16 protein-coding genes are annotated in these 21,292 nt (G+C 72.4%); 9 read left to right on the top strand and 7 right to left on the bottom strand.

Annotation, left to right across the window (positions count from 1 at the left end):
* Nucleotides 1-17 precede the first annotated feature (17 nt).
* Nucleotides 18-2,465 (top strand): PQQ-binding-like beta-propeller repeat protein, encoded by a 2,448-nt coding sequence (locus AOM46_RS28910; RefSeq protein ID WP_062216988.1) that lies wholly within the window; start codon nt 18-20, stop codon nt 2,463-2,465.
* A gap of 111 nt (nt 2,466-2,576) precedes the next feature.
* Here the strand turns inward: AOM46_RS28910 and AOM46_RS28905 are convergent, their stop codons facing one another.
* Entirely contained in the window at nt 2,577-3,149 is a 573-nt protein-coding gene (locus AOM46_RS28905) for a hypothetical protein (RefSeq protein WP_062216986.1), read from the bottom strand.
* A gap of 119 nt (nt 3,150-3,268) precedes the next feature.
* Here AOM46_RS28905 and AOM46_RS28900 point away from each other — a divergent pair, with 119 nt between their 5' ends.
* Both AOM46_RS28900 and AOM46_RS28895 read left to right on the top strand, forming a co-directional pair.
* A complete protein-coding gene (locus tag AOM46_RS28900; RefSeq protein ID WP_062216983.1) occupies nt 3,269-5,089 on the top strand; it encodes an endonuclease/exonuclease/phosphatase family protein in 1,821 nt (606 codons plus the stop codon).
* Between the two features lie 165 nt (nt 5,090-5,254).
* Nucleotides 5,255-6,277: a hypothetical protein gene (locus AOM46_RS28895; RefSeq protein WP_062216980.1), complete on the top strand. Its 1,023-nt coding sequence runs from the start codon at nt 5,255-5,257 to the stop codon at nt 6,275-6,277.
* A 16-nt stretch (nt 6,278-6,293) separates the two neighbouring features.
* Here the strand turns inward: AOM46_RS28895 and AOM46_RS28890 are convergent, their stop codons facing one another.
* Entirely contained in the window at nt 6,294-7,001 is a 708-nt protein-coding gene (locus AOM46_RS28890; RefSeq protein WP_078857294.1) for a bifunctional 2-polyprenyl-6-hydroxyphenol methylase/3-demethylubiquinol 3-O-methyltransferase UbiG, read from the bottom strand.
* Nucleotides 6,998-8,023 carry an NAD(P)/FAD-dependent oxidoreductase gene (locus AOM46_RS28885; RefSeq protein WP_062217405.1) on the bottom strand — a complete coding sequence of 342 codons (1,026 nt, stop codon included), beginning with the start codon at nt 8,021-8,023 and terminating at the stop codon, nt 6,998-7,000. The genes AOM46_RS28890 and AOM46_RS28885 overlap by 4 nt, the downstream gene beginning before the upstream one ends.
* A 225-nt stretch (nt 8,024-8,248) precedes the next feature.
* Here AOM46_RS28885 and AOM46_RS28880 point away from each other — a divergent pair, with 225 nt between their 5' ends.
* Together AOM46_RS28880 and AOM46_RS28875 are read left to right on the top strand one after the other, a co-directional pair.
* Nucleotides 8,249-8,842, top strand: a complete 594-nt coding sequence (locus AOM46_RS28880; RefSeq protein WP_234314112.1) for a helix-turn-helix domain-containing protein — start codon at nt 8,249-8,251, stop codon at nt 8,840-8,842.
* Between the two features lie 22 nt (nt 8,843-8,864).
* On the top strand, nt 8,865-9,635 hold the full coding sequence (locus AOM46_RS28875) for a phosphotransferase (protein WP_062217399.1): 771 nt from the start codon (nt 8,865-8,867) through the stop codon (nt 9,633-9,635).
* A 354-nt stretch (nt 9,636-9,989) separates the two neighbouring features.
* On the opposite strand, the gene AOM46_RS35915 is transcribed toward AOM46_RS28875, so the two are convergent.
* The 3 genes from AOM46_RS35915 to AOM46_RS28865 all read right to left on the bottom strand — a co-directional run bounded on the left by AOM46_RS35915 (nt 9,990) and on the right by AOM46_RS28865 (nt 13,616).
* The gene (locus AOM46_RS35915) at nt 9,990-10,115 is read right to left on the bottom strand and encodes a hypothetical protein (RefSeq protein WP_267887831.1); all 126 of its coding nucleotides are present in this window, start codon (nt 10,113-10,115) and stop codon (nt 9,990-9,992) included.
* A 143-nt stretch (nt 10,116-10,258) separates the two neighbouring features.
* A complete protein-coding gene (locus AOM46_RS28870; protein ID WP_062216972.1) occupies nt 10,259-10,540 on the bottom strand; it encodes a hypothetical protein in 282 nt (93 codons plus the stop codon).
* 139 nt (nt 10,541-10,679) lie between these two features.
* A complete protein-coding gene (locus tag AOM46_RS28865) occupies nt 10,680-13,616 on the bottom strand; it encodes a BTAD domain-containing putative transcriptional regulator (RefSeq protein WP_062216969.1) in 2,937 nt (978 codons plus the stop codon).
* Between the two features lie 213 nt (nt 13,617-13,829).
* On the opposite strand from AOM46_RS28865, the gene AOM46_RS28860 reads away from it, so the two are divergent.
* Together AOM46_RS28860 and AOM46_RS28855 are read left to right on the top strand one after the other, a co-directional pair.
* Nucleotides 13,830-16,445 carry a bifunctional FO biosynthesis protein CofGH gene (locus tag AOM46_RS28860; RefSeq protein ID WP_062216966.1) on the top strand — a complete coding sequence of 872 codons (2,616 nt, stop codon included), beginning with the start codon at nt 13,830-13,832 and terminating at the stop codon, nt 16,443-16,445.
* Nucleotides 16,442-17,560: an ADP-ribosylglycohydrolase family protein gene (locus AOM46_RS28855; protein WP_062216961.1), complete on the top strand. Its 1,119-nt coding sequence runs from the start codon at nt 16,442-16,444 to the stop codon at nt 17,558-17,560. Before AOM46_RS28860 ends, AOM46_RS28855 begins: the two co-directional genes overlap by 4 nt.
* Before the next feature lie 80 nt (nt 17,561-17,640).
* Here the strand turns inward: AOM46_RS28855 and AOM46_RS28850 are convergent, their stop codons facing one another.
* The gene (locus AOM46_RS28850) at nt 17,641-18,804 is read right to left on the bottom strand and encodes a substrate-binding domain-containing protein (protein ID WP_062216958.1); all 1,164 of its coding nucleotides are present in this window, start codon (nt 18,802-18,804) and stop codon (nt 17,641-17,643) included.
* A gap of 170 nt (nt 18,805-18,974) precedes the next feature.
* Here AOM46_RS28850 and AOM46_RS28845 point away from each other — a divergent pair, with 170 nt between their 5' ends.
* On the top strand, nt 18,975-20,261 hold the full coding sequence (locus tag AOM46_RS28845; protein WP_062216955.1) for an ABC transporter substrate-binding protein: 1,287 nt from the start codon (nt 18,975-18,977) through the stop codon (nt 20,259-20,261).
* 57 nt (nt 20,262-20,318) lie between these two features.
* Entirely contained in the window at nt 20,319-21,260 is a 942-nt protein-coding gene (locus tag AOM46_RS28840; protein WP_067226695.1) for a carbohydrate ABC transporter permease, read from the top strand.
* The last annotated feature ends 32 nt before the right edge of the window (nt 21,261-21,292 follow it).

The following is a 21,292-nucleotide window of genomic DNA, read 5'->3' as shown; positions in this document are numbered from 1 at the left end:
GGGGAGGTGGCAAGCACATGGTGGGGCAGCTGACGCAGCACGATCCCCGGCGGATCGGGCCGTTCGAGGTGCTCGGACGGCTGGGCGCCGGCGGCATGGGGTTGGTGTATCTGGCCCGTTCGGCCTCGGGCCGGCGGGTCGCGATCAAGACCGTGCGCAGCGAGCTCGCCGAGGACCAGCTGTTCCGGGTGCGGTTCACCAGGGAGGTGGAGGCGGCCCGCGCGGTCAGCGGCTTCTACACCGCCGCCGTGGTGGACGCCGACCCCCGTGCCGCCGTGCCCTGGCTGGCCACCGCCTATGTGCCGGCCCCGTCCCTGGAGGAGATCGTCAGCGAGTGCGGGCCGCTGCCCGCCCAGGCGGTGCGCTGGCTGGCCGCCGGCATCGCCGAGGCGCTCCAGTCGATCCACGGCGCCGGCCTGGTCCACCGCGATCTCAAGCCCTCCAACGTGCTGGTCGTCGAGGACGGCCCCCGGGTGATCGACTTCGGCATCGCGTCCGGCGTCTCCAACACCCGGCTCACCATGACCAACGTCGCGGTCGGCACCCCCGCCTACATGTCCCCCGAGCAGGCCAGGGACTCCCGCAGCGTCAACGGCGCCAGCGATGTCTTCTCTCTCGCCTCCACCCTGGTCTTCGCCGCCACCGGACATCCGCCCTACCACGGCGGCAATCCGGTGGAGACGGTCTTCATGCTGTTGCGCGAGCGCCCCGACCTCTCCGGCCTGCCCGACGAACTGCTCCCGCTCATCGAGTCGTTGATGGAGCACAAGCCGGAGGACCGGCCCAGCCCCGCCGATCTCCAGGCGCAGCTCGCCCCCTATCTCTTCGCCGCCGGCGACGACGGCGGCAGCGCCTCCGCCTGGCTGCCGCCGGGCGCCGTGGCCATGATCGAGGCCCGCAGGGGCCGCACCAACAGCGCGGGCCCGCCCCGGCAGCACACCGGCGGCGGCTGGGCCGGCGCTGAGGCGCCGCCGTCCCCGCCGTCCCCGCCGCCATCGTCTGTGCGGCCCCCGCCCTCGCCGGTGCCGCCGTCCCGGGCGCACGAGATGCCGCCGCAGTCGTCGCAGGCCGCCTCGATGGCGCCGCCGCCGATGCCGTCGATGCCGCCGCCCCCGCTGCCCAGCACGCCCCCGCCGCCGACCAACAACCCGAGCCAGTCGGTGCCCGAACCGCCGCCGGTGCTGCCGCCGCACGGCGAGCAGCAGGCGGGCCCGGACTGGGCGAGGCCGCCCACGGCCCACCAGCAGGCCGCCGTGCCCAGCCCCAACACGGCGCATCCGGGCCAGATGCACCAGCCGGGATCGACGGCCGACCATCCGATGGCCCGGGACGCCGGCGAGGCGGCGCCGCGCTGGCGCCCCTGGCGCTTCCGGATGAACAACGACCTCTGGGGCTCGCCCACGGTCGCGGGCGGCGCGCTCTATGTCACCTCCCTTGAGGTGCACGCGCTCGACGTGGCCACCGGCAGGCGCCGCTTCCGCACCCGGGAGGTCGCCTGGTCGATGGCGGTCACCAGCGGTGTCGTGCTGGCCTCGGACGGTCCCAGCCTCTACGCGCTGGACGCCGCCGACGGCTCCGACCGCTGGCGGATGGGCACCGACGGCTGGATCTACGCCCTCACCGCCGAACGCGGCACGGTGGTCACCGCCTCCCGAGGCGGCCTGGTCCAGGCGTGGGAGGTGGGCAACGGCGAGCAGCTGTGGGAGCTGTCCGGCGCGCAGAGCGACTTCGAGACCCAGGACGCCGCGCCCGTGCTGCGGGACGGCGTGGTCTACGCCTGGGGCGAGGGTCAGCTCTATGTCCTGGAGGCGCGCACCGGCTCCGAGCTGTGGCGCTATCCGGTGGGCGACACCTCGGTCACCGGCGGTGTCCCCGTCCGGGTCACGCCCACGGATCAGGGCGTCGTCTATGTGGCGGCCGGCTCGCGGGTGTTGGCGTTGGACGCCGCCTCGGGCGCGGAGCGCTGGCGCTTCGACGCGCCGGCGGCGATCCTCTGCCCCCCGACGTACCAGCCGGCCGGCGGCCGGGACGCCGGCCTCTACTTCACGGACTACCTGGGCACGGTCTACGCGTTGGACGTCACCACCGGCGACGACCGCTGGCGCATCGCCACGGAGTCCCGGCAGTCCACGGAGCCGGTGCTGGTCTCCGACGGCCTGGTGCATCTGGGCAGCGGCACCGCGATGTACACGCTGGACGCGGTCAGCGGCACGCCGCGCTGGCGGTTCGCCGCCGGCGAGGCGATCGTCGGCTCGCCGGTGGTCTCCGACGGCCGGCTGCACTTCGGCTCCGAGGACCACTGCCTCTACACGCTGGACGCGGTCAGCGGCCGGCTGAGCTGGAAGCTGGAGACCGGCGGCGCGATCACGGGCACCCCGGCGGCCTCGGGCGGCATGGTCTTCGCCTGCAGCAAGGACCACTGCGTCTACGCCCTCGACGCCGCCCGCGGCACCCGCCAGTCGTAGCAGCCACCCCTTCACCCTGCGATACGGGCCGCCGCCCACCCTGGCGGGCGGGGGCATGACGGCACCGCCGTCCCCGGGTGGGGGCGGCGGTGGGGGGATGGGCGAGGGGGCCTAGGCGACGTCGCGGCGGCCGTGTTCCTCGTGTTCACCGTGTTCGTCGTGGCGCCTGCGCCACGGGCCCTGCCGGACCTCGCCGCCCCGCTCGTCACGGTCTCCCCGACCGTGCTTGTGGCCGTGTTCGTGGCCGTGTTCATGACCACGCCGCTCGGCCAGGTGGCGGCCGGCCATGGTCGACGCCGCGTACAGCAGCAGCAGACCGGAGCCCAAAGCGGCCAGCACCGCCCACTTGAGGCCACCCTGGCCGATGAGCAGGCTGTCGGTGGTGTTGTACTGCCGCACCATCCACAGGATGGTGAAGCCCAGGATCGCCGCGCCGGAGAGCGCGGTGAGCAGGCGGGACCGCAGCAGGACGCCCGCCAGGGCAAGGGCAGCGGCGACCAGCATCGGGAGGAAGAGCCCCGCGAACAACGCCGCGTTACTCCCTGTGACGCCGGCCCCGTTGAACAGGTCCCACCATCGGTAGTGGCGTCCGTCGCGTCCTCCGTACCAGTTGAAGAACACGCTGCCGATTCCCACTACCGCGGCTATCAGAGCGAGTATCGCCCCGATCGTGTTACGCACCATGACGAGCCTCCCTAGGCACGACTGTCTGATTCCGGCTCGTGTTTCGACGCTACGCGCACCCCACCGGGCTCGCACCCCGAACGGAGGCGCCCCGGATGCGGGCATTAACCTCAGCCGCCATGAGCTTCGTCGCGCGTCCGTTGCCCCTGCTCACCTCCGTCGTCGCCTTTGTCACACTGGAGCTGCTGCGTCTGGCGGCGACCGTGCTCAGCGGTTCGGGGGCCGTCGAAGTGGCCGCCGTCCCCGCGTTGGCCTGCCTGGCCGGCCCGTTGACCTGGTGGCTCGGCAGTCGGCAGGCCCTGACCGTCGCGGTGGGGGTGCTGGCCGGGGCCCGGCTGCTGGTGCAGTTCCCGGTGGGGCGTTCCGAACCTTTGGTCGGGCTGGCGTTGGCCGCGGCGCTGGCGTCGCTGGTGCTGGTGGTGCGGCGCGCGATGGGCGACGCGGTGGCCGGCCCCGGGCGGGTGGCCAGGGCGATCGGCCTGGCGGTGGCCGTCGATCTGGCGCTCCGGTTGCCGCTCGATCTGCTGGATCCGCTCTGGAGCGGACAGCTGCTCGGCTGGCTGCTGCTGCTCGCGCTGGCGGCGCTGCTGGGCCCGCTGGCCAGGGCGGCGCAGTCCGAACCGTTGAGCAGGCCGCACGGCGGCGCTCAACTGGTGTTGCTCGGCGTGGCGTTGGCGCTCTATGTGGTGCTGCTCGGCGCGCCGGGCGCGCTGTCGGCGGTCAGCGGGCTGTCGCTGACGGCCACCGGCTTCTGGCTGGGTGCCGGCGCGCTGGCCGGCGTCGCGCTGCTCTCGGTGCCGCTGCCGGCGCGGCTGGGCGCGGTCGGCGGTTACGGGGTGCCCGCCGTGCTGCCGCTGGCCGTGCTGCTCTGCGCGGTGGACGTGTCCTGGCTGGCGGTGCCGGCCGCCGTGCTGGGGCTCGCGGTGCTGCCGGTGGTGCTGCGGCGCGCGCTGGCCGTCCCGCTGGGGTTCGGCCGGGGGCAGCAGGTGGATCTGGCGTTCGCCGGTGCCGGCGCCGGGGTGGCCGGGGTGCTGCTGGTGGTCGCCTACGAGTTCCATGTGGTGCCCTGGGCGGTCGCCACGCTGCTGGCCCTCGCGCTGGCCGCGCCCGCGTTCCGGGTGGCGCCCCAGCCGCCGCTGGCCCGTGCCTTCGCCCCCGTGGTGCTGGCGGCGCTGCTGTTGGCCTGGCCGCCGCTGGCGGGCGCGTCGCGCGGCACGCCCGAGCCGCTGCCGACGGATACGGCCGGCGGCATGTACCGGCTGCTCACCTGGAACGTGCATGGCGCCGTGGGCCAGGACGGCGGCCTGTCCGCCGAGTCCGTCCGGCGGGTGATCGAGAGGTCGGGCGCCCAGGTGGTCGTTCTGCAGGAGGTGCCGAGGGGCAGTCCCGGCTCCGCCGGGTTCGATCTGGCCGTTTTCCTGGAGCGGCGCCTCGACGTGGAGACGGTCTGGAGCCCGGGGGCGGACGCCCGGTTCGGCAATCTGATCCTCACCAGCCTGCCGGTGGTCGACCGGGAGACCGCCGAACTCCCGCGCGCCGGGGGCGATATGGACCGTTCCTATGCGAGCGTCACGGTGCGGCTGACGGACGGGGAGACGGCCAGGATCGTGGGCACCCATCTGCACGGGGGCGCCTCGGCCGAGCCCCGGCTGGCCCAGTTGGAGCCGCTGCTGGACGAGGTGGCGGACGATCCGTCGGCGGTGCTCGCCGGCGATCTCAACGCCCGTCCCGGCAGCGAGGAGATCGAGGCGATCGAGGCGCGGGGCCTGCACAGCGCGCAGGACGGCGCGGGGAACCCGGATATGGACACCGCCGTGGCGCCGCCCCGGCGGGTGGACTGGATCTTCGGGGCGCCGGACATCGCCTTCGGCGGCTTCGAACTGCTGGAGACCAGGGCCTCCGACCATCTGCCGCTGGTGGTGACGGTCTTCCTGGAATGAGCCCGACCGTGCGGAGCCGGGCGCGGCCAACCTCGACAGGGCGCGGGACGGGGTGTCGGATGCGATGCCGGATGGGACGTCGGACGGGGCGCCGGATGGGACGTCGGATGGGGCAAGACCTCAAGTCCCCCTGTGTGACATGCCGTTGTGTGATGAGGTAGTCATATGGACGTCAATCGCATCGTGGTGGAGACCGGTGGCTATCGGGCCGTCACCCCGTGGGAGGACGAGACCTGGCGCGGGGAGGCGTTGGACTGGATCACCGCGTCCCTGGCGCGACGGGGGCTGGTGTCGGGCGGGCAGGTCTGGGCCCGGCTGCGCCCCTGGTCGGTGGTCCTGCGGGTGCCGGTGGACGAGGACGGGGCGGTCTGGTTCAAGGCCAACCCGCCGAGATCGGCGTTCGAGCCCGCCGTGATGGCGGCCCTCTCCCGCTGGGTGCCGGAGCGGGTGCTTGAGCCCATCGCGGTGGACACCGCCCGGGGCTGGTCCCTTCTCCCCGACGGCGGCTCGCTCTTCGCCGAGGTCCTGACCAACGATCCCGAGGACGTCTCGGCCTGGGCCGAGATGCTGCGCCAGTACGCGCTGCTGCAACGGGAGTTGGAGCCCCATGTCGATCAGCTGACCGGTCTCGGGGTGCCCGACTTCCGGCCCCAGCGGCTGGCCGAACGGTTTCTCGCGCTGATCGAGTCCACCGGAGTGCTGCGGCCGCAGGAGCGCGCGGCGCTGCGCGCGTTGGCGCCCCGCTTCGAGGAGTGGTGCCAGCAGTTGGCGCAGTCCCCGGTGGGCTGTTCCCTGGACCAGTCGGACCTGCACCCCGCCTCGGTGCTGACCGGCGGCCGGCGGCCCCTGGGCGACGGACGGTTGACGGGCGGCGGGGCCTACCGTTTCTTCGACTGGGGCGACGCCTCCGTCACCCATCCGTTTATGAGCCTGCTGGTGCTCGGCCGGGTGTTGGGCGAACGTTTCGACCAGGACCAGTCGGCCCGTGCCCGGGTGCTGGACGCCTACCTCGACGCCTGGGTGGCGCCGGGCACGGGGCTGGCCGAGCTGCGTTCCTCGGTCGAGTTGGCCTGCCGGGTGGCCGTGGTCTGTCGGGCCGACACCTGGGACCGTGTCTTCCCGACGATGCTGCTGACCACGGCCGACCGGGACGCCCATATCGCCCGCTGGCTGCGGGAGTTGCTCTGACGGCCGGCCGACCGGCTCAGCCGGGCCGGCGGCGCGCCTTGACGGTCTGGTCGGTGCGGGTGGTGGGCTCGCCGGTGGCCGGGTGGTTCTGCACCCGCTTGTGCCGCGCGGCCCGCAGCACCTCCCACTCCGCCGGATCCAGCGCCAGCGAGGCCACCGTCTCCTCGGGGGTGGGGAAGGGCACATCCGTCGGATGCCCGTGCTCCCACTTCGGGAAGCCGGCGTGCGCCTCGATCAGCAGGGTGCCGCCGGGGGCCACGGCGGAGGCGGCGGCGCGCAGCACCTTCGGGCCGAGCGTCCCGTCCATGAAGTGCAGGAAGTGCGTGGTGACCAGGTCGAACCGCCCGGCCGGGAAGGACTCCGCCAGATCGTGGCGCTGCCAGTCCACCCGGTCGGCGACACCGGCGGCCGCCGCGTGCTCGGCCGCCCTCGCCAGCGCGATGCCCGAGATGTCGACGCCGGTGACCCGCCAGCCGCGCCCGGCCAGATGGATGGCGTCGGCCCCCTCGCCGCAGCCCAGGTCGAGCGCGCTGCCGGGGGCGAGGTCGGCGGTCTCCTCGCGCAGCGCCGCGTTGGGCTCGCCGCTCCAGAGGTGGTCGCGGGAGGAGTAACGCTCGTCCCAGTAGCGCTCGTTGGCGAGCGGGTCCCCGGAGTCCGGGGGCAGCTGCGGGGCGTGCTCGTGCTGCCCGTGCTGTGCGTGCTCGTGCGGTCGGTGCGTGCTCATGCCGTTCCCTCCTCGGCCAGAGCCCGTGCGGTCTCGGCCTCGATCAGATCCATGTTGACGGCCGCCCCGGCGCGCACGCCCGCGCTCGCCGCCGCGACCAACTGCTCGGTGACGCTGCCGACATTGCCCGCCACCCAGACCCCGGGGACGGCGGTGCGGCCGGTGAAGTCCGACGGGATCTCGCTGCCCAGCACCACGCCGTCCCTGACCACCTCCTCGGCGTAGAGCCCGAGGCCGGCCAGCGGCTCGGCGCGCGCGACGCAGCGCGACGTCACCACCAGGGCGCGGCAGGGCACCCGGGTCCCGTCCGCCAGGGTGACGCCGGAGAGCGTCCCCCCGGTCAGCTCGACCCCGGTCACCTCGCCCCGGGTCACCGTGATGTCCCGGGCGGCGAGCCGGCGCAGATCCGTCTCCTCGAACGCGGGGGCGGTGTGGTTCAGCACGGTGATCCGGGAGCTCCACTGCCGCCAGAGCAGCGCCTGGTGGGCGGCGAGCGTGGGGTGGGCCGCCAGCACGGCGATCGGCTGGTCGCGCACCTCCCAGCCGTGGCAGTACGGGCAGTGCAGCACCTCCCGGCCCCAGCGGTCGGCCAGGCCCGGGATCCCGGGCAGCTCGTCCGTGACGCCGGTGGCCACCAGCAGCCGCCGCGCGCGGACGGCCGTCCCGTTCGCCAGCGTCACCAGGAACCCGGCTTCATCGGCTTGACCAGCTTGACCAGCTTGACCAGCTTGACCGGCTTGATCCGTGGGCCGGGAGACGGTGCGCACGGTGCCCCGGAGGATCTCGGCGCCGTAGCGGGTCGCCTCGGCCCGGCCGGCGGACAGGATCTCCGCGGGCGCGGCGCCGTCCCTGGTGAGGAGGCCGTGCGCGTGCGCGGCCGGGGCGTTGCGCGGTCGGCCGCCGTCGACGACCAGCACCGAACGGCGGGCCCTGGCGAGCGTCAGCGCTCCGCTGAGCCCCGCCGCTCCACCCCCGATGATCACCACCTCGTAGCGGTCCTCGCGTGGGTTCTCTTCGTTCATCTCGGTCTGCTCCCTGTCGTCGGCCGATCGCACAAGCTCTCCCCGGTCGTCCCCGGTCGTCCCCCGTCGTCCTCCGCTGGCGACGATGCGGGAAGGGAGACCGGTTTGACAAACATCGTTGCCGTGTCGGCAAATGGAGGGATGGTGGAACAGCACACACGGTGGCGAGCGGACCCGGACCCGGACGCGGAGCCCGACAACGACGAGGGGGGCGCGCTCGCCAGCGTGCTGAGCGGCGTCGGCCCTCGGCTGCGCGCCCTGCGACGGGAGCGCGAGATCACCCTGGCCGCGCTGAGCGAGCGGACCGGGATATCCGTGAGCACCCTCTCCCGGCTGGAGTCGGGGCGCCGCCGCCCCACCCTGGAGCTGCTGCTGCCGCTGGCCACCGCCTACCATGTGCCGCTCGACGAGCTGGTGGGCGCGCCGGCCACCGGCGATCCCCGGATCCACCCGCGTCCCTTCACCCGCTTCGGGCAGACCTTCGTCCCGCTCACCCGCTATCTGGGCGGGCTGCACGCCTACAAGCAGATTCTGCCCCCGGGCTACAACTGCGGCGCCGACGGGCGGCCGGCGGAGCCGCGCACCCATGAGGGGTTCGAATGGCTCTATGTCCTCTCCGGACGGGTGGCGATGACGCTGGGGGACCGGCAGTTGACGCTGGTCGCGGGCGAGGCCGCCGAGTTCGACACCAGGGTGCCGCACGCGTTGGCCAACCCGGGGGCCCAACCCGCCGAGTTCCTTAGCCTGTTCGGGGCCCAGGGCGAACGCATCCATGTCCGCGCCCGACCGGGTGGCGGCGCCCCGGCGGACGGGCCCTGATCCGCTGTGGCAGGCTGCGGACATGGGCGACCGTGGAGAGGCCGGGACGGGCCCGGCCGAGCAGCCGCTGCCGGGGGGCTTTGTCAACGAGGTGACGCGCGTCGGGGACACCGTGCGGCGCGTCCCGCCGGCGACGGCCCCGTTCACCCACGCCCTGCTGCGGCATTTCACGCGCGCCGGCTGGCGCGGGGCGCCCCGGCTGCTCGGCGTCGACGAGCGGGGGCGCGAGGTGCTGGAGTACCTGCCGGGGCGCGCGGCCCACACGCCGGCCGAACGGCGCGCGGCGCGCGGGGACGAGACGCTTGCCGAAGTCGCCACGCTGGTCAGGGAGTTCCATGAGCTGACGGCCGGCACCTCGCTGGCGGGCAAGCGCGAGGTGGTGTGCCACAACGATCTCTCGCCCAGGAACACCGTCTACACCGAGGAGGGTTGGCGCCCATTGGCGCTGCTCGACTGGGACGGCGCCGCGCCGGGCGAGCGGATCGAGGATCTGGCCCATGTCGGTTGGCAGTACCTGGGGTTGGGCCCCGACGCGGGCGAACCGGCCGAGGCGGCCCGGAGGTTGCGGTTGCTCTGCGACGCCTATGGGCTGGCCGGCCGCGCGGCGCGGGCGCCGCTGCCCGATGTGGTGCTGTGGTGGCAGGACCGCTGCCGGCGCGGCATCGAGGCCGGTGCGGAACGCGGTGAGCCGGCGATGGCGCGGTTGGTGGCCGCCGGGGTGCCGGCCGAGGTGCGGCGGGCGCACGCCTGGGTGGTCGAACACCGCGCCACCCTGGCCGCCGCGCTGCGTTGAGCCGGCGGGCCCCGCCCCCGGGAACGCGAAAGCCCCGGACCCCCGCCGAGGCGGGCGCCCGGGGCGCATCGACCGTCGTCCCCCGACCGACGTCCGATGTGCTGGTGGTCGAGCTGGGCCTGATCCGGACGATGCCCCCTCCGCACCGCCCGAACCACCCCCGCCCTGACCCTGTCCGGCGACTCCCCCGTCGCCGCCGAACAGGTCCACCGGGGAGGCCGGCCGCGCACCCCTGTGCGGCCGGACAAGGATGAGCATGTCAGGCAGTCATAAACGAGTGATAAACGTCTGCGGGCGGCCCCGGGAAGGGGCCGCCCGCGTGGTGGCATGCCGTCGGATCACACGGCGGGAGGCTCAGTCGCCGGACTGGGAGGTGCCTCCGCCGCTGATGAAATGGTCGGCCTGCGCGGTGCCGGCCACTCCGACCAACAGCGCGGTGGTCAGGGCGGCGCCGATAGCGAACCTTCTGAAACGGGTCATGCCGGGACTCCCTCGTTGCGAATACCGAACTGCGCTCGGTGCGTCGATCTACGAAACGTCAGTGCGAGGTGAAGCGGAAGTACGCAGACGCGAGGGCCGGTTCCCGGACCCGGGAACCGGCCCTCGTCCGCCTATTGTGCGGCTCAGGACACGTAGTGGTCTACCGGGGCGATCGGCCCCGGCTTGTCCTTGGGCTCGCTGGACACGTAGTGGTCCTGCGGCTTGACGCGAGGTTCGTCGTTCTCCTCGCCCTCCTCGGCCTCGGCCTTCGGGTCGTCACGCTCCGGCTTGTGGCCCGGGACCTTGGGCTCGCTGGACACGTAGTGGTCCTGCGGCCGCACGTCCGGCTCGTCCGTCTCCTGCGTCGGTGCGGTGGTGTCGGTCAACGTCAGCTCCTCGACGGTGTGGCTGAGGTGGGGCGACACGACAAGCCGACGAATCCCCTTGTCCGTCGACCGTTTCCTGGCCGGAAACGGTCACCCCCGTTGTCAGCGTTTGGTGCGCAGAGACTGACACGCCAAAATAAATGACCGATAAACGTGCCAACTCGGTGCGCTTTGGGCTCTAGACGCCCGCGGGCACCAGAAGGTTCCTTGTCATCTCCGCTTCGTGGCTGCCGAACTGCTCGAAAATGGACAGGGCTTCCTGCCAGCAGACCCGGGCCCGGTCCGTCTGGCCGAGCGCTTCCAGGGCCTGGCCGAGCAGCAGGAGCATCGTCCCCTTGCGCCACTCGCCACCGATGCCGCCCAGGGCCAGACCGCGCTCCGCGTGCTTGGCCGCCTCGGCGGGAGAGCCGGCCGCCAGGTGGAGTTCGCCGATGCGGAAATGCGTCACGCCCTCCCAGAGCCGCTGGCGGCTCTCCTGGAAGCCGCCGATCGCCGCGGCCAGCTCCACCAGCGCCTCCTGGTACCGCTTCGCCTGGCTCAGCGTGACGCCCAGCGCGTAGCGCGCGTTGGCCAGCCGGGTCGGCGGCTGGCCGTTGCTCCGGAAGCGGTCCACGCACTGCCGTGCCAGGTCGATGGCGCTGTCGACGCGCCCGGTGTCCAGATGGACTCGGGAGAGATTGCTGAGCGCGCTGGCCTCACCCGGCACATTGCCGTCCGCGCTGAAGTGCTCTATCGCACGGGTGAGATAACGCTCGGCCTCCTCGCGCCTGCCCTGGTAGATGGCGATGATGCCCCGGTCGTTGAGCGCTGTGGAGATGGCGTAGGTGTCGCCGGCGGTGGTGGCCAGCAGCATGGCCTGCTGAGCCTCGGCATCCGCGAGATCGAACCTTCCGCCGACCGCGTGGCTGTGCGCCAGCAGCCCGTGGAGCCTGGCCTGTGCCTGATCGTCCTCGGCCGCCTGAGCGGCGGCCAGCACCGCGTGTGCCACCTGGTGGAACTGGTAGGAGAACGCGCCCGATTCACCGAGATCCTGGGCCGTGATCAGGGTGTCGACACTGCGCCGCAGCATCGCGGGGCCGGCTGTCTGGCGCACGCAGGCCAGCACGCACTCCGCCTCGGTGTAGAACCAGTCGAGCGCCGAGGCGAGATCGGGGAAGGACAGCCCCGGGTGCTCCGTGATCGCCAGATGGTCGACCAGTCGGTCGCCCGGGCGTTCCAGCGCGTAGACCTGTGCGCAGCTCGCCAGGTAGAAGTCCAACAGGCGGGCGCGGGCCGCGTCCCGTTCGGCCGGGGGCTGTTCGTCCCGTTCGGCGCAGGCGCGGGCGAAGAGCCGCACCAGGTCGTGCATCCGGTAGCGGCCGGGGGCGGCCGACTCCAGCAGCGAGGTGTCCACCAGGGACTCCAGCAGCTCCTCGGTGGTCTCCAGATCGCGCGCCAGCAGCGCGGCGGCCGCCGGCAGCGAGATGTCCGGGCCCTCTGTCAGCCCCAACAGCCGGAACGTGCGGGCCTGTTCCCGCTCCAGCTGGCCGTATCCCAGCTCGAAGGTGGCCTTGACCGCCTGGTCGCCCGCCTTCAGCTCGTCCAGCCGGCGCCGCTCGTCGCTGAGCTTCCGCGCCAGCGTGGACACCGTCCAGGTGCGGCGGGCCACCAGCCGGGCGGCGGCGATCCGGATCGCCAGCGGGAGGAACCCACAGGCGCCGACCACGGCCATGGCCGCCTTGCGCTCGCCGCGCACCCGGTCCTCGCCGACGATCCTGGTGAACAGGGTCAGCGCCTCGTCGGGGCTCATCACATCCAGATCGACCAGATGCGCCCCCGCCAGGTCGACCATCCGCAGCCGGCTGGTGATCAGGCTGGCGCAGCCGGGCGTGCCGGGCAGCAGATCCCGCACCTGGGCGGCGTCCCGCGCGTTGTCCAGCAGCGTGAGCACCCGGCGGCCGTCGAGCAACGAGCGGTAGAGCGCGGCGCGTTCGTCCACGCCGTCGGGGAGCGACCGGTCGGGGATGCCCAACGCCCGCAGGAACGAGGCCAGTACGGCGGCCGGATCGGCCGGCGCCGCGCCCGCGCCCTGGAGGTCCACATAGAGCTGACCGTCCGGGAAGTGGTCCCGCGCGGCGTGCGCCACCTGCACGGCGAGCGTGGTCTTGCCGACCCCGCCGATGCCGGCCACCGCCGAGACCGCCATCACCTGGCCGCCGGCCGTGGCGAGTTGGGCGCCCAGCTCGGCGACGAACGAGGCCCGCCCGGTGAAGTCGGGGACGGCCGCCGGCAGTTGCGCGGGGCGGACGCTGGGCGTCGGCGCGCTGCTCTGCTGGGTGGCGAGGTTGAGGCCCGGATCGGCGTTCAGGATGCGCTGCTGGATCTCGGACAGCTCGGCGCGCGGCTCCACACCCAGCTCGTCGATCAACAGCCGCCTGGCGTCCGCGTAGACGGCCAGCGCCTCGGCCTGCCGGCCGGCCCGGTAGAGCGCGAGCATCAGCAGCTCGCGCAGCCGCTCCCGCAGCGGGAAGGTGGTGGTCAGCTCCGTCAGTTCGGAGATCGAGTCCGCGTGCAGGCCGGCCTGCAGGCCGACGTCCAGGCGCTGTTCGCGCAGGCTGAGCCGCTGTTCGGACAGCCGGGCGCGTTGCACCTCGGCCTCCGGGCCCGGCACGCCGGCGAGTGCCTCGCCGTCCCAGTGGTCCAGCGCCTGGCCGAACAGCTCGTGCGCCTGCGTCAACTCGCCGGCGGCGGCGGCCTGCTCGGCGGCCGAGGTGATCGACGCCACCTCGTCGAGGTCGAGTCGGTCGCTGGGGTCGAGCCGCAGCGCGTAGCCGCCGAACTGACTGACCAGCACCGCCGATCGGGGGCCGAAGGACTTCCGCAGGCGGGAGGCGTAGGTCCGCAGGGCCGCGACCGCCTGCTGCGGCGGCTCGTCCCCCCACAGCGCGTCGACCAGCTCGGACACCGACACCGGGCGTCCGCGCCGCAGCAACAGGACGGCCAGCAGCGCGCGTTGCTGCGGCGAGCCGGCGGGCAGTAGTCGGCCGCCCTGCCAGGCACGAATCGGGCCAAGCACCGCGAAGCGCAAGGCAGGCGTGTAACCTCCCGTGTTCCCCGTCCCCTCACCAACGGCCATGGCGTCCTCTGCTTCTAACCTCTGCGCGTATGGGGCGAACGTTGGAGTCTATCCGCCCGAACCGGCATCGATAAAGACCGGGTGGTCGAAGTCCTCGCAGTGTGGCATGGACTCGACCAACGGGGGAGAAGGATTCTCCCGGGACGCGCGACTCCTGGCCATGTGCCCTTCGCCTCATGGAGGGCTGTGGCGCATCCTCTTATCCTCGGAAGCATGACGACAAGTGCGCACGTTCCCACGGCCAACTCGATGCGGCGAGCGCTGCGGAGGGCCCAGGACGGGGTGGCCCTGGATGTGGCGGAGGCGACCGTTCTGCTCCAGGCGCGCGGCGCTGACCTGGAGCGCCTGGCCCAGTCGGCGTCGCGGGTGCGGGACGCGGGCCTCGCGGCGGCCGGCCGGCCCGGAGTGATCACCTATTCCAAGAAGGTCTTTATTCCGCTCACGCGACTCTGTCGGGATCGTTGCCACTACTGCACGTTCGTGACCGTTCCGGGCAAGCTGCGGCGCGCCGGGCACGGCATGTTCCTGTCCCCCGACGAGGTGTTGGACATCGCCAGGGCCGGCGCGGCCATGGGCTGCAAGGAGGCGCTGTTCACCCTGGGCGACCGGCCGGAGGACCGCTGGCCCGAGGCCCGCGAATGGCTGGCCGCCGCCGGCTACGACGACACCCTCTCCTATGTACGGGCCATGGCCATCCGGGTGTTGGAGGAGACCGGGCTGCTGCCGCACCTCAACCCGGGCGTGCTGACCTGGACGGACTTCCAGCGGCTCAAGCCGGTCGCCCCCTCGATGGGGATGATGCTGGAGACCACCGCCACCCGGCTCTGGTCCGAGCCCGGCGGCCCGCACCACGGCTCCCCCGACAAGGAGCCGGCCGTCCGGCTGCGCTCCCTTGAGGCCGCGGGACGTTCCAGCGTCCCCTTCACCAGCGGGATCCTGCTGGGCATCGGCGAGAACCACACCGAGCGCGCCGAGTCCCTCTTCGCGCTGCGCAAGGTCGCCCGCACCTACCGGGGCGTCCAGGAGATCATCGTGCAGAACTTCCGCGCCAAGCCGGACACGGCGATGCGCGCCATGCCCGACGCCGAGTTGGAGGAGCTGGCCGCCACCATCGCGGTGGCCAGGCTGCTGCTCGGCCCCGACGGCAGGATCCAGGCGCCGCCCAACCTGGTCGACGAGGAGTACGCGCTGCTGATCCGCGCCGGCATCGACGACTGGGGCGGCGTCTCCCCGCTCACCCCCGACCATGTCAACCCGGAACGCCCCTGGCCGGCGATCGACGAACTGGCCGCACGCACCGCGGCCGCCGGCTTCGAACTGCGCGAACGCCTCACCATCTACCCGGAGTTCATCCGACGCGGCGAGCCCTGGCTGGACCCGAGGCTGCTGCCGCACGTCACCGCGCTCGCCGATCCCGAGACGGGCCTGGCCCGCCCGGACGCCGTCCCGCGCGGCCTGCCCTGGCAGGAGCCCGACGAACCGCTCACCGCCGGCGGCCGGGTCGATCTCCACCACACCATCGACACCGAGGGCCGCACCGGCGACCGCCGCGCCGACTTCGACGAGGTCTACGGCGACTGGTCCGAACTCCGCGAGCTGGCCGCCCCGGGACTCGTCCCCGACCGCCGGCGGCCGGAGCGTCTTGACGACGAGGTCACCGACGCGCTGCGGGTGGCCGCCGACGACCCCACCCGGCTGACGGACGCCCAGGCCCTCGCCCTGCTGCACGCGGACGGGCCGGCCCTGGACGCGCTGACCGGAGTCGCCGACGAGCTGCGCCGCTCGGTGGTCGGCGACGAGGTCACCTATGTGGTGACCCGCAACATCAACTTCACCAACATCTGCTACACCGGATGCCGGTTCTGCGCCTTCGCCCAGCGCCGCACCGACGCCGACGCCTACACCCTCTCCCTGGACCAGGTCGCCGACCGGGCCCAACAGGCGTGGGAGGTCGGCGCCATCGAGGTGTGCATGCAGGGCGGCATCCACCCCGACCTGCCCGGCACCGCCTACTTCGACCTGGTGCGCGCCGTCCGGGAGCGGGTCCCCGGGATGCATATCCACGCCTTCTCCCCGATGGAGGTGGTCAACGGCGCCACCCGCACCGGGATGTCGATCAGGGAGTGGCTGCTCGCCGCCCGGGAGGCCGGGCTCGACACCATCCCCGGCACGGCGGCCGAAATCCTCGACGACGAGGTGCGTTGGGTGCTGACCAAGGGAAAGCTTCCCGCTGACACCTGGATCGAGGTCATCAGCACCGCGCACGAGCTGGGGCTGCGGTCCTCCTCCACCATGATGTACGGCCATGTCGACCAGCCCCGGCACTGGTTGGGGCATCTGCGCACGCTGGCCGGGATGCAGCGCGCCAACCAGGAGAAGGGGGTCGCCGGCTTCACCGAGTTCGTCACCCTGCCCTTCATCCACACCAACGCCCCGGTCTATCTCGCCGGAATCGCCCGCCCGGGGCCCAGCGCGCGCGACAATCGGGCGGTGACCGCGATGGCGCGGCTGCTGCTCCACCCCTACATCACCAATATCCAGACCAGTTGGGTCAAGCTCGGTGCCGAGGGCGCGGCGGAGATGCTGCGTTCGGGCGCCAACGATCTGGGGGGAACCCTGATGGAGGAGACCATCTCCCGCATGGCCGGCTCGGCCTACGGCTCGCACCGTTCGGTGGCCGAGCTGACGGCCATCGCCGAGCTGGCCGGCCGCCCGGCCAGGCCGCGCACCACCACCTACGGCGAGGTGCCGGCCGAACGGGTCGCCGCCGCCCTCGCCGCGGACGGCCAACTGCCCAAGCTGCTCCCGGTGGTGGGGGGAGTCGAGTGACCGCCCCGGTCGGCGGCGCGCTCTGGGGGCGCGCCGACCAGCAGGACTTCCGCAGCCGGGTGCGCGGCTGTCTGCTGGGCGGCGCGATAGGCGACGCGCTGGGCGCCGGCGTGGAGTTCGACTCGCTGGATTCGATACGCGCGGCGCACGGCCCCGACGGCGTCACGGACTACGTGTCGGCCTACGGGCGGCGCGGCGCCATCACCGACGACACCCAGATGACCCTGTTCACCGTGGACGGACTGATCCGCGCCCATGTCCGCCGGGACACCGGCGCCTGGCATCCGCCCACCGATGTGCACGCCGCCCACCGCCGCTGGTACCGCACCCAGCACGAGTGGGGCCCCGACGAACGCCGGCCGGACGACGGCTGGTTGGCGCGCCAGGAATGGCTCTACAGCCAGCGCGCCCCGGGGCGGGCCTGCCTCTCGGGGCTCGCCGACGCCACCATGGGCACCGTCGAACAGCCGAAGAACCCGAACTCCAAGGGCTGTGGAACGGTGATGCGGTCCGCGCCGTTCGGCCTGCTGGTCGGCTGGGAGCCGCAGTTGGTCTTCCAGCTCGGCGTCGAGTGCGCGGCGCAGACCCATGGCCACCCGACCGGCATGCTGGCGGCCGGCGCCTTCGCCGCCATCGTGCACGCGGTGGTGCGCGGCGACGAGTTGGACGCCGCCGTGCAGAAGGCCCTGGCGCAGCTGGCCACCAGGCCGGGACACGAGGAGACCACCGACGCCCTGAAGCAGGCCCTGGGCGCGGTCCGCCAGGGCCTGCCGAGCCCCGAGCGGGTCGCCGCGCTGGGGGAGGGGTGGACGGCCGAGGAGGCGCTGGCCATCGGCGTCTACTGCGCGCTGGTGGCCCAGGACATCCGCCATGGCCTGCTGTTGGCGGTCAACCACGGCGGGGACTCCGACTCCACGGGCTCCGTCGCCGGCAACCTGCTGGGCGCCCTGCACGGCGAGACGGCCCTCCCGCCCGCCTGGCTGGCCGAGTTGGAGGGGCGCGCGGCGATCCTGGAGCTGGCCGACGACTTCTCGATGGAGATGACCCAGGGGCCGGCGCTGCACGGCCCGGGGGACTCGGCCAAGGTCTGGCTGACGCGCTATCCACGCGGCTGACACCTCGGCCGTGGCGCCGTCCCGGCCCTGGCGCCGTCTCGGGGCGGGTCGGTCCCGCCCCAGGACGGGTCGGCCCCGTCTCAGGGCGAGTCGGCCCCGCCCGTTCCGCAGGAGTCCCGGATGGTGAGGCGCGGGTGGAGCACCACATGGCGGGTCGCCGGGGGGCCGGCCGCCGCCGGGGCGTCCATCCGGTCGAGCAGCAACTGGGCGGCCACCACGCCCAGTTGGTGCTTGGCCGGGGTCACCGCTGTGAGCGGCACCTCGGCGAGCGAGGCGATCTCGTCGTCGTAGGCGATCAGCGCCATGTCCTCGGGAGTGTGCAGCCCCCTGGCGCGGAGCCGCTGCAGCAGCTCGATCGCGTCGTAGTCCGAGTGCACCAGCGCCGCCCTGGTGCCGGTGGCCAACAGCTGGTCGATGAAGGGGTCATAGGGTTTGGCCCCGGTCTGGTAGCTGGGGAGCGAGCCGCCGCCCTCCAGCACGGGCGCCCGCCGGTCGAGGCCGAGGCTTTCGACGGCGTGCTCGTACCCCTCGCGGATCAGCGGCGCGGTCGGCGTGCGGTTGAGGTAGAGCGCGATGGAACGGTGGCCGAGTTGACGCAGCCGACGCATCGCGGTGAAGGCGCCCATCCGGTGGTCGGAGATCACGAACTCGCAGTGCTCGTACGGGTCTTCGGGCTGCCGCTCCAACAGCACGAACGGCAGCCCGGTGGCCCGCAGATGATCCAGGGTGGCCTGCGGCAGATAGTGCCCGCCGGTCGAGGCGATCAGCAGACCTGAGGCGCCGGACGCGCTCAACTCGTCGATCTGCTGGATGTCGCGCGGCCGGTCGTAGTCGGTCAGCCCGATGACGATACGGGCGTGCCGCCGGTTGGCCACCGTGCGCACCCCGGCCACCACGCTCGGGTAGTAGTAGGTCGCCGAGGGCACCAACAGCCCGATGGTGCGGTCGGCCTGGCCCTCGTCGGCCCCGTCGGCGACGGCGCCGAGTTGGTCGGGCTGGCCGGACCGGTTGGTCCCCTGTTCCGCACCGTACTCCAGCCGGATGTCTGCCGGCTCGGTGCGCGCGCCCGGCAGTATCGCGCCGCCGCGCACCTTGGTCAGCTGTCCCGACTCGGCCAGCTCCGCCAGGTCGCGTCTGATGGTGCCGGCCGACACCTCGAAACGCGCGGCGAGTTCGGCGACCCGCACCGCACCGTTGACACGTAGCTCCCGCAGCAGCAGTTCATGCCGTTGTTCTACGAGCATCTCGGCAACCCCTCTCGGTCCATCATTGAGCTTAATGGTTGTTCGTAGGTGATCATCAACGTTTCTGCACACTTCTCTTGACTCATGAACGAACCTGGTTCATGGTGCATGTCATCCGGTCACTCAAGGAAGCGGAGCCGTTTGTGTTTCCTCATCGATGCCGTGCAACGTTGCGGAGCATCCTGATCAGCGCCGCCACAGGTGCGTTGCTCACCTCCTGTGCGCTCACGGGCGGCGCCTCGGACGAGGGGCCGACCACCATCACCTACTGGTCCTGGATCTCCGGTTCACAGCAGATCGTGGACCGGTTCAACGAGACCCACGACGACATCCAGGTCGACTTCCAGCTGATACCGGGCGGTGGCGACGGTGGGTACTCGAAGATGTTCAACGCGGTGCGGGCCGGCAAGGCACCGGACGTGGTGACCGTGGAGTATCCGCAGCTCAACAGCTTTATCACACAGGATCTGCTGCGCCCGATCACGGACTACGGAGTGGGCGAACTGGCCGACCAGTACCCGGAGTGGACCTGGGAGCAGGTCTCCCCGACCGGCAGCGAGGTGTACGCGCTGCCCAAGGACGTCGCCCCCACGGTGCTCTACTACCGGGCCGACCTCTTCGAGGAGTACGGCCTGGAACCGCCCGCCACCTGGGACGAGTTCCGCACCACCGCCGAGCGGGTCAAGGAGTTGGAGCCGAGCGCGGCCCTCACCACCTTCGGCCACAACGACGCGGGCTTCCTCTCCAGCCTCGCCTGGCAGGCCGGGGCCGAGTGGTTCGACACCTCCACCGGCGAGTGGACGGTCAACACCACCGACGAGGACACCGTGCGGATGGCCCAGTACTGGGACGGCATGATCACCGACGGGCTGGTCAACGCCGAGGCGCTGTACGCGGAGAAGCACATCACCGACCTGCAGAACGGCAGGTCGCTGACCATGATCGGCGCGCCCTGGACGGCGGCCAACCTCTCCCGTTTCCTCCCCGAACAGGCCGGCCTCTGGGATGTGGCGCCGATCCCCCGATGGGGCGACGAACCCACCGCCGGCAACTTCGGCGGCTCCACCATGGCCCTGCCCAAGGGCTCGCCCAACCCGGACGCGGCCATCGAGTTCGCCCGCTGGGTGTCCACCTCGCCGGACGCGGTGGCCGCCGCCGCACCGGTCAGCACGGCCTACCCGGCCAACGTCAACCTCCAGGACACCTGGGCCGAGGAGGTCAGCTCGGTCAACGAGTGGGTCGACGGCATGAACCTGCCGGATGTCACCTCGCCCGCCGCGCAGGAGATCAACCCCGCCTGGGAGTGGGGCCCCGACATGACGGAAAGCTTCTCCCGGCTCGGTGACGCGGCCAGTTCCCGGGTCGGACGGCCCGGCGGCCTGGAGGCCGCGCTGCGCGACTGGCAGGACGGCACCGTCGACCAGCTGCGGCTACGCGGCTACAACGCCAGCGACTGACCCGTCCCGTCGACGCGTGAACCCCCGCCCCGATCCGACCGACTCCTGGGACAACCCATGGCCTCACTCACCTCGACCCGAGCACCTCGGGTCGGCGGACCTCCCCGCCCCAAGCGCGGCAGGCGCGGCTCCGGCCCGGTTCTGCTGCTCGCCCCGTTCTTCATCCTCTTCTTCTTCACCTATGTCGGCCCGATCCTCTACGCCGTCGGCCTGAGCTTCTTCAGGGAACGCTTCGAAGGCATCGGCTGGGACGGCCCGCAGAAGGTCTTCGCCGGCTTCCACAACTACTCCCGCGCGCTCACCGACACGGAGTTCCTGCAGGGCGTCGGCCGGGTGCTGCTCTACGGCGCGATCTACGTCCCGCTGCTGATCGCGTTCGCCTCGCTCTTCGCCCTGCTGCTGGACAGCGCCCTCACCGCGTTCCGCAGGACGTTCCAGACGGTGCTCTTCCTCCCGCACATCGTGCCGGGCCTGATCGCGTCGATCGTCTGGCTCTACCTCTACACCCCGGGGCTGAGCCCGGTCATCGACGGACTCGACGTCTTCGGCGTGGAGATCGACTTCCTCAACGGCGCCACCGCGCTGTTCTCCCTGGTGAACATCGCAGTCTGGAGCAACCTCGGCTTCAACGTGGTGCTGATCTTCGTCGCCCTCCAGGCGATCCCCCGCAGCACCATCGAGGCGGCCAAGCTGGACGGCGCGAGCGAGGCGCTGATCGCCTTCCGCGTGAAGCTGCCGCAGGTCTTCCCCGCCGTGATGGTGGCGACCCTGTTCACCATGATCGGCTCCCTCCAGCTCTTCACCGAGCCGTTCATCCTCCAGTCCTCGGGCCTCAGCGACGTCAACTCCACCTGGACGCCCAACATGCTGGCCTACACGGCCGCCTTCCAGTCCAACGACTACCACTACGCGGCCACCGTCTCCGTGCTGATCGCGGTCCTGGCCGGCGTGCTGTCCTTCACCGTCACCAAGCTCTCCAACAGAAGGGCACTGCGATGACCGCCCCGGTAAACCCCGTGGGTACTGTGGGT

The organism is Streptomyces sp. NBRC 109706, assembly GCF_000974485.1.
Classification (GTDB): domain Bacteria; phylum Actinomycetota; class Actinomycetes; order Streptomycetales; family Streptomycetaceae; genus Streptomyces.
This window is presented reverse-complemented; position numbering and strand designations above follow the sequence as displayed.

Excerpts from the sequence above, each read along its gene's own strand:
- AOM46_RS28910 (WP_062216988.1), top strand. The coding sequence starts at position 18 with ATGGTGGGGCAGCTGACGCAGCACGATCCCCGGCGGATCGGGCCGTTC.
- AOM46_RS28905 (WP_062216986.1), bottom strand. The coding sequence starts at position 3,149 with ATGGTGCGTAACACGATCGGGGCGATACTCGCTCTGATAGCCGCGGTA.
- AOM46_RS28900 (WP_062216983.1), top strand. The coding sequence starts at position 3,269 with ATGAGCTTCGTCGCGCGTCCGTTGCCCCTGCTCACCTCCGTCGTCGCC.
- AOM46_RS28895 (WP_062216980.1), top strand. The coding sequence starts at position 5,255 with ATGGACGTCAATCGCATCGTGGTGGAGACCGGTGGCTATCGGGCCGTC.
- AOM46_RS28890 (WP_078857294.1), bottom strand. The coding sequence starts at position 7,001 with ATGAGCACGCACCGACCGCACGAGCACGCACAGCACGGGCAGCACGAG.
- AOM46_RS28885 (WP_062217405.1), bottom strand. The coding sequence starts at position 8,023 with ATGAACGAAGAGAACCCACGCGAGGACCGCTACGAGGTGGTGATCATC.
- AOM46_RS28875 (WP_062217399.1), top strand. The coding sequence starts at position 8,865 with ATGGGCGACCGTGGAGAGGCCGGGACGGGCCCGGCCGAGCAGCCGCTG.
- AOM46_RS35915 (WP_267887831.1), bottom strand. The coding sequence starts at position 10,115 with ATGACCCGTTTCAGAAGGTTCGCTATCGGCGCCGCCCTGACCACCGCG.
- AOM46_RS28865 (WP_062216969.1), bottom strand. The coding sequence starts at position 13,616 with ATGGCCGTTGGTGAGGGGACGGGGAACACGGGAGGTTACACGCCTGCC.
- AOM46_RS28860 (WP_062216966.1), top strand. The coding sequence starts at position 13,830 with ATGACGACAAGTGCGCACGTTCCCACGGCCAACTCGATGCGGCGAGCG.
- AOM46_RS28850 (WP_062216958.1), bottom strand. The coding sequence starts at position 18,804 with ATGCTCGTAGAACAACGGCATGAACTGCTGCTGCGGGAGCTACGTGTC.
- AOM46_RS28840 (WP_067226695.1), top strand. The coding sequence starts at position 20,319 with ATGGCCTCACTCACCTCGACCCGAGCACCTCGGGTCGGCGGACCTCCC.